This window comes from Jingyaoa shaoxingensis, from assembly GCF_014385005.1.
In the GTDB taxonomy this organism is placed as follows: Bacteria; Bacillota; Clostridia; order Lachnospirales; family Lachnospiraceae; genus Marvinbryantia; species Marvinbryantia shaoxingensis.
Genome location: NZ_JACRSZ010000008.1, coordinates 50,874 through 66,563, shown reverse-complemented (window position 1 = coordinate 66,563; position 15,690 = coordinate 50,874). Strand labels below are relative to the sequence as shown.

Genomic DNA, 15,690 nt, shown 5'->3' with positions numbered 1-15,690 from the left:
GGGTACAGCATGGGAGAAGACTGGAAATATCTGATAAGCAGAGTAAAATTTTTTGGATCACTTTTAATGATTCTGTGTGGAATGTTCTGGCTGAAGCTGCTGTATGACAAACGCAGAAACAGAATGGATCTGATATTGGTTCTGGTGATAGGAATCTTTCTGGTGATACTCTGCCTGATGATTATCAGACAGGTGATACTGCCATATAAGAAGATAGAGAATAATATGACCCTTTTTCTGAAGGGATATACCATAGATGGGCTTCAGGACAGTGAAATAGCATTGACAAAAGAAGTGGACAGGATATTTTCAGAGTTGATACAGCTGCTGAAGTCGGAACAGATGCTGAATGAAAATAAAAGACAGGCACAGTATCTGGCACTTCAAAATCAGATTAATCCACATTTTTTGTATAATACGTTGGAGAGCATTCGAAGTGAAGCAATGGAAGCGGGCATGGAAAGTGTAGTCTGCATGACAGAGGCACTGGCACATTTTTTCCGGTATACCATCAGCAACATGGAAAATATGGTGACACTGGAGGAAGAACTGGATAATATCAATACTTATTTCCTCATACAGAAATACCGGTTTGAAGAAAGAATCGGTCTCACTATAGAATATGATGAAGAAGAGCATGATCTGTTAAATCATTGTCTGCTTCCAAAACTGACTCTTCAGCCGGTGGTGGAAAACAGTATTATTCATGGGATTGAAAGAAAAATGGGCTTTAGTACAGTCCGGATTGTTCTCAGATGTACAGAGAAGAGGCTGATTATTCAAGTCAGTGATGACGGAATTGGAATGCAGCCAGAGGCACTGGATGATCTGAACCGCAAGCTGAATCAGTCCCTGTTTGAAAGCCTGCATAACAAAAAGAAAAAAGGTGGAATTGCGCTGGTGAATGTGAATAACCGTATTCATCTGATTTTTGGAGAAGAATATGGCATGACAGTATACAGTACACCGGGAGTGGGCACCGATGTAATGATTGAACTGCCGCTTGTAACCAGTCGGAGAGAACTGAAAAAGGTCGATTTTAATAAAGTGTGAGGCGTGACAGCACTCCGCTTGAAAAACAGGGTATGGTACATGAAAAAAGAAGTGCTGCGTATGCAGAGGGTTACTTATGTAGAAAATGATATTACCATATTGGATAATCTGAATCTGCAGATCTATGCGGGTGAAGTGATGGGGCTTTTGCCACTGGATTCTTTTGGGCTGAATAAAATGCTGGAACTGATGCAGAAGAATCTGCCTATATTATATGGTCAAATCTATATCCGTGAGAAGCTGGTAAATTCCTTTTCTATTGGAACAGAAACAGAGAACAATGTCCTGATGATATCTTATGAGAATATACTGGTAAAGTATCTGTCGCCGGAAGAAAATATTTTTATTTTGAGAAAAGGATATAAAGGGATCTGGATTAATAACAGGATTATAAAAAGTCAGATGCAGATGCTGACAGATGAACTGAAAATAGGAGTGCAGTTCAACAAATCACTGGAAGAAATGTCCGTATTTGAACGGTATATACTGGAAATACTGAAAGCTGTGGTAAGCAGAGCAGATGTGATTATTCTGAGAGATCCCAGTTCTGTAATCACACCGGATCAGATGGACAGATTATATCAGGTGGTCCGGTATTATGCAGGAAAAGGTAATACATTTTTGTATGTAAGTACACGTCAGGACGAATTATGTGCAATGTGTGATAGAACAGCCATTATGGAAACCGGAAGGATTGTGAAAATACTGGAGAAAAGAAACCTGACAGAGCGGGTATTGCGAAATTATATGCTGTCTTACCAGGGAATGATAAAAAGAAGTGCGCAGGTAGAAGATTCGCCTGATGTGGAAAGGATCTTTCGATTCAAAGATTATTCCTACAATAAAATAAAAGAGTTATCTTTCAGCATTCGCAGGGGAGAATGTCTGGTCATCCATGATGGAGGGGAACAGATCTATGATGATCTGGAATATGCTTTTACTGAAGGACGGGGAGATTCCGGTCAGCTTTTATACAGGGGAAAGCCGTATAGAAAGAAAGATACCAGAAAAATAGCTGTGGTTCTGGATAATCCGGCAGAGAATATGCTGTTTAAAAATATGAGTTATGAGGATAATCTGTGTCTTACATCGGATCATCTGCTCAAAGGTCTGTGGCATCGTAAGGAGACGAGAAAAGCAATTGCAAGAGAACGAATGGGAGAAAAAATGCCTCAAAATGGCACGGAAGTGAAAAACATGACCATTTATCAGAAGTACCGATTGATATATGGACGTATTTTATTGCAACACCCTGATATCGTCGTCTGCATTCATCCGTTTTTAAATACAGATCTGAAATTGCGGACACTGATTTATCAATTGATGAAAGAATTGCTGGATCATGGAATTGCAGTAGTGATTGTGACAGTGAATTATCAGAATGTACTTCTTCTGGCAGACCGGCTTGTTTTTGTAAAAGATGGAAAAAATATCGGAATTTTAAACAGAAAAGAATTTGAATACTTGCTTAGTGAGACTTGAGATGGAATAAGAGAGAACGGATGTATGATCTGAAGTTGAGATATGCATCCGTTCATTTTTTGAGTTACAGAAGCAAAAATGCACAAATAAGCATATAAAAATGATAAAAATATAACAATAATTCCATATACAATACGGGAAGAACGAAAAAATAGACAAAAAACATTGGCGAAACAGATAATAACTATACAAAATCCAAAAATACCCCCTCTCTGTCCAAAAGGAATCCCCTTTTGAAAAAAACAGGCGCATGATAGAATGCAATCATCAAAAGAACAGAAACGAAATGAAAAAGAACCATAACTATTCAGAACCATAAATCAGACAGGAGGTGAACATATGAGTGTGTTACTGGAAATGCGCGGGATCCGCAAAAGTTTCTACGGAAATGAAGTGCTTCATTCCGTTGATCTGACGCTGGAAGCCGGAACCGTTCTTGCACTGATGGGAGAAAATGGTGCAGGAAAATCGACAATGATGAACATACTCGTTGGAATCCACAAACGTGATGGCGGAACAATCAGGATTGATGGCCAGGAGGTCAATATAGAATCTCCACATGATGCCCAGAAACTGGGAATTGCCATGATCCATCAGGAATTGTCTTCCGTTGTAGAAATGTCAGTGGCAGAAAATATATATCTTGGAAGAGAGCCTGTAAAAAACGGATTTATTGATTACAGGAAAATGTATAAAGACACAGAAGAGCTTCTTAAGAATCTGAACATTAACCTGAATCCGAAAACCAAGATGGGAAAATTAAGAGTGGCAGATCAGCAGCTTGTGGAAATTGCGAAAGCAGTATCACAAAATGCACGAATCCTGATAATGGATGAACCAACATCCTCCATTACTGACAGAGAGGTAGAAAACCTGTATGGCATTATCCGGGATCTGAAAATGAGAAAAACAGGTATCATTTATATTTCCCATAAAATGGAAGAAGTCTATACCATTACCGATCAGATTACGGTTCTGCGTGACGGAGCAAGCATTGCAACCTGGAACACAAAAGAAGCAACCAATGACATGGTAGTAAAGGCAATGGTTGGTCGTGAACTGACAGAACAGTATCCAAAAAGAAAGGTAGAAATCGGAGATACCATTCTGGAATTAAAAAATTTTACACAGGAAGGTGTATTTGAAAATATCAGTTTCAAACTTCGCAGAGGCGAAATTCTCGGCCTGGTGGGTCTGGTAGGAGCAGGAAGAACGGAAACGATGCAGGCATTGTTTGGAATCACAAAGCCGGACAGTGGGGAAGTTTATCTGAAAGGTCAGAAAGTAGAATTCAAAAAACCGGTTGATGCAATTAAAAACGGACTTGCCTATGTGACAGAAGACCGGAAGGGTGAGGGATTAGTACTTCCTATGAGCATTGCTCATAATATTACATTACCTTCGATGAAAGAGCTGAGCCGAAAGATTTTTATAAAACAGAAAGAAGAAAAGGATAGAGTTGGAAAAGAGATTACAGATCTGAAAGTAAAAACAACCAGTCCGAATCTGGCAGTAAAGAATCTTTCCGGCGGAAACCAGCAGAAAGTAGTCCTTGCCAAATGGATGCTGAAAAATCCGGATGTGATTATTTTTGATGAACCGACCAGAGGTATTGACGTCGGTGCCAAGGCAGAGATCTATAAACTGATGAATGAATTTGTTGCAGAAGGCAAAGCAATTATTATGATTTCATCGGAACTGCCGGAAGCCATGGGTATGTCAGACAGAATCCTGGTATTGAGTAACCACAAAATGAGCGGGGAATTATCCAAAAATGAATTTAATCAGAAGTCTCTGATGAAATTAGCTATGCAGCATATGTAACCTAAGGAGGAGGTAAGGGAAGATGAAAAATACAGGAGAAATGAGCGCGTCCATGAAGGCACAGGCGCGGAAAAATTTTATCTCCAAATATGGATCATTAGTTGCACTGGTTGTGCTCTGTATCATCATTACAATTATTAAACCAAGATTTATCAGTCCATTAAATATACGAAATGTACTGAGACTGGCATCGATCAACGGACTTCTTGCCATAGGTATGACATTTGTCTGTCTGACAGGAGGCATTGACCTTTCTGTAGGAGCGGTAATGGGATGCGCCGGTATGTATTCTGCATACTTCGCACAGGCATCCATGAATATGCCGTGGATCGTAGCGGTTCTGGTAGGTCTGCTGATGGGATTTGCAGTCGGATTATTCAACGGTATCTGTATAGCATACCTGAAGGTGCCGGCATTCGTTGGAACACTTGGTTCCATGAGTGTAGCCAAAGGTCTTACCTACATATTAACAAATGCAAAGCCGATTCCAAACTTAAGTGAATCTTTTAAGGCAATCGGTGGTGGAATGATATTTAATGTAATTCCTATTCCAATTATCGTATTTACCATCATTCTGATCGGCTGTTTCCTGTTGATGTACAAAACCAGATATGGAAGATATGTCATTGCAGTCGGCGGTAATGCAAAAGCAGCACGAGTTTCCGGTATTGATGTAAAGAAAATTACAGCTTCTGTATATATTTTATCCGGAATACTGGCAGCACTGGCAGGAATTATTACAACAGCCCGTGTAACATCCGGTGTAACGAATACCGGTGACGGTTATGAAACAGATGCGATCGCAATGGTTGTAATCGGTGGTACCTCTCTTGCAGGTGGAAAAGGAAGACTCTGGGGAACTATCGTAGGTATTCTCCTGATGGTCTGCTTGTCAAACGGTCTGGATATGCTGGGTGTATCTGCTTACTATCAGATGATTGTAAAAGGTTTCGTAGTAATCGCAGCAGTTATGATGGATGGATTAAGTTCAGATTGATGGGGCAGTCTTGAATTATGTATTTGGCAGATCGCAGAAGATCTGTTAAAAGGGTGATCGGAAATCGAGTAATCCGGTTACAAAAACTATATAAGGGTTAAAAAGGAGGAAAAGGAAATGAACAAGAAAATCGCAATGGCACTGGCAGGAACAATGGTAATGGCACTGGGAGCAGGAACGGCAGCAATGGCAGAAGATACCGTATCAATTGGTGCAACCTATTATACACTGCAGACCGAGTTCTGTATGAGAATGGATAATTATGCTACCAAGTACTGTGAAGAAAACGGTATTGAATATGTATCTTACGATGGAAATAATGATGCTGCTACACAGCTTGACCAGGTTGAAACCATGATCGCCAATGGTGTAGATGCCATTATTCTGAATCCTCAGGATGCAGATGCATGTGTAGCTTGCGTAGAAGCAGCAGACAAAGCCGGAATCCCTGTTTTCGGTGTAAATACAATGGTTAATACAGATCTTCTTACCGCATATGTTGGCTCACAGGACGTTGGCGCCGGTGAAGAAATTATGCAGTACATGATCGATTATATGAAGTCTGATGATTTTAATATCGTAATTATTGAAGGACCTATGGGACAGTCAGCACAGCTTCAGAGATGGGAAGGTATCAACAATGTACTGGCAGATCATGAAAACATCAAAGTTCTGGAATACAATACAGCAAACTGGTCACGTTCTGAAGCTATGACACTTATGGAGACATGGCTGACCACATATGGCGATGAAATCAATGCCGTTGTTGCTGAAAATGATGAAATGGCACTTGGCGCACGTCAGGCCATTGAAGCAGAAGGATATGATATCCCATGTATCGGTATTGATGGTATCACAGATGCAGTTGCAGCTGTAAAAGAAGGCAGAATGATTGCTTCTGACTTCCAGGATGCAGAAGGCCAGATCTCAGGTGCAATTGATGCAGCAGTTGCATACTTAAATGGAGAAGAAGTGGAAAAAGAAATCTGGATTCCTTTCCAGATGATTACACCGGACAACGCTGACGAATACGTTGACAGATACTAAGATAAATCAAATGGGGCGGGTGGCGTGAAGCCCCCGCCTTTCTTAAACAAAAATAACTGATATAAAAACAGAACAGAATCGGAGGAGTACAATTATGTTACCAAATTTTTCAAAAGAAGAAATTATGTCACTGGATCTTGGACTGAAAGGAAAAACAGCAGTCATTACAGGTGGTGCTGCCGGAATCGGAAATGAAACAGCAGAATTTTTCTTAAAGCAGGGAGCAAATGTAGTTCTGGCAGATTTAAATCCTGAAGTAAATAATATTGCAAAAGAAATGGGCGGCGATAAGGCAATCGGAGTTGCCGGAAACGTATGTGATGCAGAATACAGACAGCATGTTATCGAAGAAGGCGTAAAAGCATTCGGACAGATTGATGTACTGGTAAACTGTGCAGGAATCGTAGCACTGGAAAGTGCAGAAATTATCAGCGAAGATTTCTGGAACAGAACCATTAATATCAATCTTTCAGCAAGCTTCTTTATGGCACAGGCTGTTGGAAAATATATGATTGATAACGGAGTGAAGGGAAGTATTGTAAATATTGCTTCTCAGGCAGGTGTTATTGCACTGGATAAACATGTGGCTTATTGTGCAGCTAAGGGCGGTATTATTGCCATGACAAAAGTGATGGCAATGGAATGGGGCAAATACGGTATTCGTGTCAATGCCGTAGCACCAACCGTAGTATTAACAGCACTCGGACATAAGGCATGGGATGGCCCGGTAGGAGATGCATTCAAGAAAGAGATTCCGGCAGAGAGATTTGCAGAACCGGAAGAGATCGCAGCAGTGATCGCATTCCTTTGCAGTAAAGGCGCAGCAATGATCACCGGTCACAACTTACTGATTGATGGCGGATATACAATTAAATAAGCGAGAGGAAAAATAAATTATGCAGAGAATTTTAAATAATCCGGATAATATTGTAGATGAAATGCTGGAAGGGTTTGTAAAAACCCATGGTGATATCGTAAAGAAAACCAGCCATCCGAGAGTACTGGCAGCAGTCAATGCACCTGTAGAAGGAAAAGTTGGCGTGGTAACCGGTGGCGGATCAGGACATAAACCGGCATTTATCGGATATGTTGGAAAGAATATGTGTGATTCCGCAGCAGTTGGTGAGATTTGTTCTTCTCCTACAGCAGCAGCTTTCCTGGATGCATTCAAAGCAGCAGATGGCGGAAAAGGTGTAGCGTGCCTCTACGGAAATTATTCCGGTGATAACATGAATGTAAAAATGGCTGTTAAAATGGCGAAAAAAGAAGGCCTGACAGTCAAAACAGTAGTTGCCAATGATGATGTGGCTTCTGCACCAAAGGATCAGAGAGAAAAACGCCGCGGAGTGGCCGGAGAAATTCTGATGTGGAAATGTGGCGGGGCAAAGGCATCTCTTGGCGGAGATCTGGATGAAGTCATTGCAGCTGCACAGAAAGCAATCGACAGCACCAGAAGTGTGGGAATCGGTCTGACCCCTTGTACCCTGCCAGCAGTTGGACATCCAAATTTTGAGATCAAAGATGGAACCATGGAAGTGGGCATCGGACATCATGGAGAGCCTGGAATCGAAGTATGTGAACTGGAAACCGCTGATAAGATGGCAAAACGGATGACAGATATCGTATTACCTGATTATCCGTTTGAATCCGGCGATGAAGTAGTTGTTCTGGTATCCGGCCTAGGTGCTACACCGGTTATGGAATTATATGTACTGTATAATGAAATCGAAAAACTGATTGTGGAAAAAGGCATTCGCATTCATAAAGCATATGTAGGTAACTATTTTACTTCCCTGGACATGATGGGAGCAACTTTAACCGTTATGAAACTGGATGATGAATTAAAAGAACTGATTGATCTGGACTGCAATACAATGGGTCTGACACAGGTTTAAAAGGAGCACGGAAAAATGGTAGTAAAGAATGCAAAAGGCCGTCCGATTCTGCTGAATATGGTACAGGCTATTCATGAAAATAAACAGTATCTGGGTGATATCGATGGCCTGATCGGTGACGGAGACCATGGAATGAATATGAACAAAGGATTTGTTACCTATGGGGAACGTCTGGGAGAAGATGAAACTACATTTACAGACGGATTGAATGACCTTGGAATGGTTCTGCTGAATGAGATCGGAGGATCTATGGGACCGATCTATGGAACCATTTTCATGGACATGGCAGATTCTGCTGAAGAGGAAGAGGACATTACCCTGGAAGTATTTGCAAAAATGCTGGAAGCAGGACTGGAAGGACTGTATGGTATCGTGGATGCAAGACCTGGCGACAAGACACTGGTAGATACCTTAAATCCATGCGTGGAGTGCATGAAGAAAGCCGCAGCAGAAGGAAAAGACTTTGCACAGGCACTGGATGAAATGAAGGACTGCGCAGAGACAGGAAAAGAGTCTACAAAAGACATGGTTGCAAAGTATGGCCGTTCCAGCAGACTGGGTGAACGTTCCAGAGGTGTTCTGGATGCCGGAGCAACATCCTGCTGTATCATGCTGAAGGCAATGGCAGATGGTATGAAATCCGTATTAGAATAAGGGATCCGGGGGGTGTCAAAATGAAAATTGCAATAGGCTGTGACCCGAATGCACAGAAAGAAAAAGAAGAATTGATGGACTACATAAAAGCAAAAGGATACGGAGAAGTCTCAGACTTTGGAAGTGAAGATCCGATATATGCAAATGTAGCCATAAAAGTCGGAGAAGCCGTAGCAGCCGGTGAATATGACCGTGGTATCCTGATCTGCGGAACCGGAATCGGAATGTCCATCGCAGCAAATAAAGTGAAAGGTGCCTATGCGGCACTGGTAACAGATTACTACTCTGCCCAGAGAGCAAGACTGAGTAATGATGCTAACATCATCTGCATGGGTGCATTTACAACAGGATGCAAGGAAAGAGAATTTCTGACAACCGAATTCCTTACAAATGAATTCGTAAAAGGCTGCGGTTCACAGCCCAAGGTAGATGCATTTGTAAAATATGATCAGGAAAGATAATTAAAAACAAAAAAGCCCCATTTTTCTGGTATGAGTAATGATCCAGATGGAATGGGGCTTTTATATTTCTGAATGTGCTTAATGGAACAGACTGGCAAGATACTGGCTTGGAGACAGCCCGGTATTTTTCTTAAATATCTGGCTGAAATATTGTGGATTCTGACCACAGCCTACCAGTTCAGCGATTTCCTGTACATTATAGGTGCTCTGCTCCATATAATATTTTGCCTTTTGGATACGCAGATCAGTCAGGTATTTGGAAAATTTCATTCCTGTTTCTTTGGCAAATCGTTTACTCAGGTAATCGACGTTCATAAACAGATAATTTTCCGCAAGCCATTTCAGTGATAAACCGGATTTTTCCAGGTTCTGTTCCGTATAGGTGATGATTTTCTGGCTGAGGCTTACGCAGGAACTGCAGTTATGGTAATTCTCAAACAGTTCCGTCAGTTTCCCGCGGACAGACAGGAGGACAGAATCATTTGGTTCCGTCTGATTGATAGCAACCAGATACTTCATTGCGTCTGTCATGTCCGGTTCCGTCTGTTTGGATATGGCATAAATGATGATAGAAGAAGCCTGCTGGCGTAACAGTTCCGGATCAGATATATCGTTCAGAAGCGCAAGCAGTTCATCCAGAGCTGTTAAAGCTGTATCCAGATCCAGTGAAAACGCAAGATCAGTCAGACGATACAGTTCTTTTACCACAGCATGATAGTTATAAATCGGTAAAGCGGAATCATCGATTACCTGATAGATAACTTCATAATTTTTAATATGTTTTACAAAATCCGTCATTAATAAATGGACAGAATCGTATTCTGATTTTTTGTATTCAGAGAGCAGACCGCAGGCCTGTGTTTTCAAATCTGCCAGAAATAAAAGGACGCTTGCGGCTATGTCAGGATTGGATTGGTAAAAACAGATAATAGTTCCCTTCACATAAAACAGGTGGAAAGGAATATCCGGATAACGTGCAGTTATATTTTCATACAGATCATTACAGATAGAAAGAAAGGTTTCCTGTGTAATGAAATAGATATAAAAAAGGGTATACGGCTCCTGTGTTACACTGGTGTACTGATAATAGGGAGACGGATTTTCCTGCATCCATTCTGTTGGGGTCTGAAGATAATAGGTCAGAATGTTTTTCATAATAACCGGCTGGATGATCTGAGATGATGGAGCGGGTTCATTTTTAGAAGCCAGAGCATTCAGATAGTCCTGTTTGGCTGAATTTAAGCAGGCAATGATCTGTTCTTCGTTACATGGTTTCAGCAGGTAATGTTTCACACCGTACTGCATGGCACGCTGTGCGAATTTAAATTCTCCATACCCGGAAAGAATCACAAACTGGGTATCAGGGTTAATTTCTTTTATGCGTTGGATAAGATCCAGTCCACTCAGACCGGGCATTTTGATATCTGTCAGAACGATATCCGGATAGTCATCCAGAATCCTGTTATAGGCTTCGATTCCGTTTTCCGCAGTTCCGATAAGGAAAATGCCGAGAGAATCCCAGTCAATCAGTGAGGCGATGGTTTCGCGTATAATTCTTTCGTCGTCAACAATGAGTAATTTTATCATGATGCCCTCCCGGAAGATAAATATTTACAAGTGCAATGTCATCATTTTCATTGCAGAGTTCCAGACCATACTGGGGACCGTAGATGATTTGAATGCGTTTCTGGATGTTCAGAATGCCTACTCCGAAGCCATGACCGGAAGAAGTTCCGTTGATCATATTTTCCAGGGCATGGTTTTCGAATTGAGAGCCGTTGTTCTTTACGGACACTATATAAAAATCATTTTCCTGACGTGCGGATACTTCTATAAGGCATGGTTCAATGATTTCTTCCAGCGCATAGTAGATAGCATTTTCCACAAGGGGCTGGATCGTCAGATGCGGAAGTTCAATATCCAACAGAGTCTCCGGAACATGTTCGCAATATTGCAGCCGGTCTCCGTAACGGATTTTCTGAATGGTCATGTAATGAGATACAGTCTGCAGTTCGTGTTTCAGAGAGTTAACTTTATCTTTGACACTGATTGTTTCACGCAGAAGACCGCCAAGCGCTTCTACCATAGCTGAAATATCGGATTCCCCGATTGCTTTTGCGCGCCAGTTAACAGATTCAAGTGTGTTGTAAAGAAAGTGCGGGTTGATCTGATTCTCCAGTGCTTTGAGCTGAGCCTCTTTTGTCAGAATTTCACTGACATAATTCTGACGGATCAGATCCTGAGTCTGACGCACCATATCATCAAAATGGTTATGCAGGATACCGATTTCGTCTGTCCGGTTCTGATAGGAATGATCGACTTCAAAGGCAAGCGTATCACTGTTAGAAAAGGTATTCATCTTTTCCACAAGCACGGAGACATCTGACAGAGTCAGAGCAACCAGTTTTCTGGTCAGAAACAGAATCAGAGCAAGCGTAAGAAGAATCAGGACAAAAACAGCAAATTCGGTTCTGTGGATCGTTTGGGCCATCGTACTATATGGAAACAGACAGATGTAACGCCAGGAATTGGCACCCAGATCCCCCTGTACTGAAAAATAAGAGGTACGATCAAGGTTAATTACCTGATAGTCGGATGCCAGTTTTCTGGATAATTCAGTAGCCTGTTTTAAGGTAAAGTTATCCGGATAATAAAAAACTTTATCGTTTTCGTCCATCAGAATGTACTGAATATTATCGGGCAGAATAATAGACTGTGTGCTGGAGGCAATCAGGTTTTTCAGGTCCACATTGACGATGACGGTTCCAAGTGTCCGAAAAGAAAGATGCTTCACCTGTCTGGATTCCCGGCCGAGGAACAATCCATGTGTCCCGCAGTAAGAGGTATCCCATACAGGATAACCGGAGTTGGACTTTGTTTCAGCAATGATGCTGGTATGCACATGAGCAGGAGTGGAAGAACATCCCGGTTCATAGCTGGTAACATGCATATCATTAGAATAAATGCTGATATAACCAATACTGTTATTTTTATAAGTCTGCTGATAATCGGTCAGGAGACGCTCCAGATTACTCCTGGCATTTTTCTTTTTAATTTCGTAATCTTCATCCTTCAGAATAATCAGATTCTGCCGGATGTTACTATTGGTTACAATCATATTTGTCATAGATTCAATATTAGACAGTTTTGAAGAAATATCAGAAGAAGTATAATTCAGTGAACCGGCAAGCGCCTTGTAAATCAGGGCATTTCCGGAATTAATGGTCATGGTAATGCCGCCGATGGACATGGTTGTGAGCAGTATCACGGCCAGAGATACAATCAGAGTAATTTTAGAATGCAACGAAAAATTTCTGATGTGCGATAACATTTTTTCTTTCATGTCAGTAGTTCCTTTTGCCTGGGCTTTTTCTCAGTGTAACACGAAAACAGGCAAAAAATGAAAGATAAATAGAAGAAATCGGTTTTTTAAAATCAGAGGTCGGTTTTTTTTATGTTCAATCAAAGTGCCCGGAACTATAATAAATTGTGTCAGATAAATTAATGAAAGCAGGAAAATCGCAGGTCAGACTACAGATGGAGAAGAGGTCAAAATGAAAAAAAGACAGAAACCATTATGGAAAAAGCTTGCAGCAGCGGGGTTGATATGCGGTGCCTGTATGATCATGCAGGAAAGCAGCGTTCTGGCAACGGCAGATCCTGCAGGTTATCAGATTGTAATGATTGCAAAACAGAGTGATCCATGGTTTGAAGATATGGAAACCGGTGTGGAGCAATTGAAAAAAGATATCGGATTGAATGTTTCCATGCAGTATCCTGAGACGAATGATGCAAAAGGACAGGTCAGGATCGTGGAAAGTCTGATGGAACAGGGTGTGAATGCCATCTGTATTGTACCAAATGATCCGGAGGAACTGGTGGACGTGATACAGGAAGCCCGGGATATGGGGATTGTGGTAGTGACACATGAAGCACCGAGTATTGCAGATAAGGTGGATCTGGATGTGGAAGCATTTGTGAATAAGACATTCGGAGAATTATTTGGAAAAAATATTGCAGAGGCCATGGATGGTAAAGGATACTATGCCGGGATAGTGGGAAGCAGAAATATGGACACTCATATGGAATGGTATCAGGCAGCAGTCAGTTATATTGAAGACAATTATCCGGATATGATGTGCCTGACACAGGAACCTCAGGAGGATGGGAATTCTCTGGCAGGTGCCTATGAAGCCACGAAATATCTGGTAGACAATTATCCGCAGTTGGGGGGAATCATCGAATGTTCCGCATATGGCGCCGGCGTGTGCAATGCGCTTTCAGAGAAAAAACTGTCAGATAAAGTGAAAGTTGTTTCTCTGGCAGTACCGTCCCAGGTAACAGATTTTCTGGGAAACGGTTCACTGATCAGTATTCTTGCATGGAGACCGGCAGATGCGGGATATGCAGTGTGTTATGCGGCTTATTTGCTGGCATCGGGACAGACAGTGGAAAATGGAACTGATCTGAAGGCCACAGGATATGAATCTGTTCGAGTCAAAGATGGAATTGCTTATGGAAGTGCGCCGCTGGAATATACTGCGGAGAATATAGAGGATTATATGTTCTGATAAAGGGGGTAAACACAATGGATTATAAAGAAAAATACGAAACCATGCTGAAAGAATACCGGCAGGTTTTTGAAACACTGGATCAGAATAGCATGAGAGAGTTTATAGAGCTCATAAAGAAACATGACAGAATTTTCTGCATTGGAGTCGGACGTGAAGGAATGATGACCAGAGCCTTTGCAATGAGACTGATGCATATGGGAAAAGAAGTGCACTGGATCTGGGATGATACAACACCGCATATCGGTAAAGGTGATCTTCTGATTGCAACGCTGGGGGATGGAAGCATAGGACATATTGATTATGTCTGCAGAAGAGCAAAAGAAGCAGGAGCATACATTTGTGTGGTAACCGGTTCTCCAAGTGGAAAAACAGCGAAAGAAGTAGCAGATCAGGTATTCTTTATCCCGGCCTGTGTGTACAGAGGGACAGATCCTGTGGTACCTTCCTTTCAGCCAATGGGAAATCTGTTTGAACAGTGTCTGTTAATGGTATTTGATGTGATTGTTATGACACTCGTAGATGAAATTCCGGATCTGACATTTGAAAAAATGTCCATGCGTCACCGGAATGTAGAGTAACGATATAGGCACGTGGGGGTGTTTATATAAATATATAATCTTGGGAGGATTACAAAAATGAAAAAGAGAATGGCGTTAATACTTGCAGCAGCGATGGCAGTGTCTATGGCAGTTCCGGCGGTGGCAGCAGACAAAGATGCAGAATACACAATTGCACTTTGCGCAAAGACAGAAGGTATTGCATGGTTTGATGATATGCGTACCGGTGTAGATGAATTCAATGCTGATCACGAGGATGTATATTCATACGAAATTAACCCGGAAGGTTCTGACGCAGCAAAACAGAATGCTATGCTGGAAGACCTGATTGCCCAGGGTGTAGATGCAATTTGCTGTGTACCTGTAGATGCGCAGGCAGTAGCTGAGACACTTCAGAAAGCAAGAGATAAGGGCATTGTTGTTGTTACACATGAAGCGTCCGATATACTGGATTATGTAGATTATGACCTGGAAGCATTCGATAACGATTATTTCGGAACATTATACGGTCAGTATCTGGCAGAAGCAATGGGTGGAGAAGGTCAGTATTATGCAGCGGTTGGCGGACTTGGAATGACAACTCATATGCAGTGGTTCAATTCTATGGTTGATTACCTGAAAGAAAACTATCCGGATATGGAACTGGTTAACCCGGACGGAATTCCTGGAGAAGATGACAATAACGAACAGACAGCTTATGATCTGGCAGTTCAGGCAATCGCAGCATATCCGGATCTGAAAGGTCTGGTAGACTGTGCGGCATCTTCCAATGGTATGGCACTTGCACTGGAAGAACAGGGACGTACAGATATTAAACTGGTTGGTCTTGCTACACCATCACAGGGCGGAGCTTATATCAAAGACGGAACACAGTACAGAGGTCTTTGCTGGAGACCGGCAGACGCAGGTTATACAGCATGTGAGATTGCTTATAATATCTTAAAAGGTGAAGAAATTACAAGTGAATCTTCATTCACAAAAGAAGGATATGAAACAGTTACAGTCGATGGAAATCTGGTAATCGGAAATGCACCATTAGTATTCGATGCTGATAATGTAGATGACTATCCATTCTAAATCGTATTTCGATGAATAAGGTGTGCGGGCGGGTAACAGGCCCGCACTTCTTTTAAAAATAAATGGAGG

14 protein-coding genes are annotated in these 15,690 nt (G+C 41.7%); 12 read left to right on the top strand and 2 right to left on the bottom strand.

Annotated features, from left to right (window positions below):
- The first annotated feature begins 9 nt into the window (after positions 1-9).
- From H8716_RS09040 to H8716_RS09000, 9 genes are all read left to right on the top strand, one after another.
- Positions 10-1,053, top strand: a complete 1,044-nt coding sequence (locus tag H8716_RS09040) for a sensor histidine kinase (RefSeq protein ID WP_249308289.1) — start codon at positions 10-12, stop codon at positions 1,051-1,053.
- 39 nt (positions 1,054-1,092) lie between these two features.
- On the top strand, positions 1,093-2,535 hold the full coding sequence (locus tag H8716_RS09035) for a sugar ABC transporter ATP-binding protein (protein ID WP_249308287.1): 1,443 nt from the start codon (positions 1,093-1,095) through the stop codon (positions 2,533-2,535).
- 339 nt (positions 2,536-2,874) lie between these two features.
- Positions 2,875-4,359, top strand: coding sequence for a sugar ABC transporter ATP-binding protein (locus H8716_RS09030; protein ID WP_283243058.1), 1,485 nt, complete (start codon positions 2,875-2,877; stop codon positions 4,357-4,359).
- 22 nt (positions 4,360-4,381) lie between these two features.
- Positions 4,382-5,356: an ABC transporter permease gene (locus tag H8716_RS09025; RefSeq protein WP_249308285.1), complete on the top strand. Its 975-nt coding sequence runs from the start codon at positions 4,382-4,384 to the stop codon at positions 5,354-5,356.
- Between the two features lie 117 nt (positions 5,357-5,473).
- Positions 5,474-6,403, top strand: a complete 930-nt coding sequence (locus H8716_RS09020) for a substrate-binding domain-containing protein (RefSeq protein ID WP_249308283.1) — start codon at positions 5,474-5,476, stop codon at positions 6,401-6,403.
- Positions 6,404-6,497: 94 nt separating this feature from the next.
- A complete protein-coding gene (locus H8716_RS09015; RefSeq protein WP_249308281.1) occupies positions 6,498-7,280 on the top strand; it encodes a GolD/DthD family dehydrogenase in 783 nt (260 codons plus the stop codon).
- A 19-nt stretch (positions 7,281-7,299) separates the two neighbouring features.
- Positions 7,300-8,298 carry a dihydroxyacetone kinase subunit DhaK gene (locus H8716_RS09010; protein WP_249308280.1) on the top strand — a complete coding sequence of 333 codons (999 nt, stop codon included), beginning with the start codon at positions 7,300-7,302 and terminating at the stop codon, positions 8,296-8,298.
- A gap of 15 nt (positions 8,299-8,313) precedes the next feature.
- Entirely contained in the window at positions 8,314-8,952 is a 639-nt protein-coding gene (dhaL, locus tag H8716_RS09005) for a dihydroxyacetone kinase subunit DhaL (RefSeq protein ID WP_117448253.1), read from the top strand.
- A 20-nt stretch (positions 8,953-8,972) separates the two neighbouring features.
- Positions 8,973-9,413, top strand: a complete 441-nt coding sequence (locus H8716_RS09000) for an RpiB/LacA/LacB family sugar-phosphate isomerase (protein WP_249308262.1) — start codon at positions 8,973-8,975, stop codon at positions 9,411-9,413.
- 78 nt (positions 9,414-9,491) lie between these two features.
- On the opposite strand, the gene H8716_RS08995 is transcribed toward H8716_RS09000, so the two are convergent.
- Entirely contained in the window at positions 9,492-11,000 is a 1,509-nt protein-coding gene (locus H8716_RS08995) for a response regulator transcription factor (RefSeq protein WP_249308278.1), read from the bottom strand.
- Entirely contained in the window at positions 10,978-12,756 is a 1,779-nt protein-coding gene (locus tag H8716_RS08990; RefSeq protein ID WP_249308276.1) for a sensor histidine kinase, read from the bottom strand. Before H8716_RS08990 ends, H8716_RS08995 begins: the two co-directional genes overlap by 23 nt.
- Before the next feature lie 211 nt (positions 12,757-12,967).
- Here H8716_RS08990 and H8716_RS08985 point away from each other — a divergent pair, with 211 nt between their 5' ends.
- Genes H8716_RS08985 through H8716_RS08975 form a run of 3 tightly spaced genes read left to right on the top strand, consistent with a single transcriptional unit; the run spans position 12,968 to position 15,621 of the window.
- Positions 12,968-13,984, top strand: coding sequence for a substrate-binding domain-containing protein (locus tag H8716_RS08985; RefSeq protein WP_249308274.1), 1,017 nt, complete (start codon positions 12,968-12,970; stop codon positions 13,982-13,984).
- Positions 13,985-14,001: 17 nt separating this feature from the next.
- Positions 14,002-14,565 carry an SIS domain-containing protein gene (locus H8716_RS08980; RefSeq protein WP_117449977.1) on the top strand — a complete coding sequence of 188 codons (564 nt, stop codon included), beginning with the start codon at positions 14,002-14,004 and terminating at the stop codon, positions 14,563-14,565.
- A 57-nt stretch (positions 14,566-14,622) separates the two neighbouring features.
- Positions 14,623-15,621, top strand: coding sequence for an autoinducer 2 ABC transporter substrate-binding protein (locus H8716_RS08975; protein ID WP_249308272.1), 999 nt, complete (start codon positions 14,623-14,625; stop codon positions 15,619-15,621).
- Positions 15,622-15,690 lie beyond the last annotated feature (69 nt).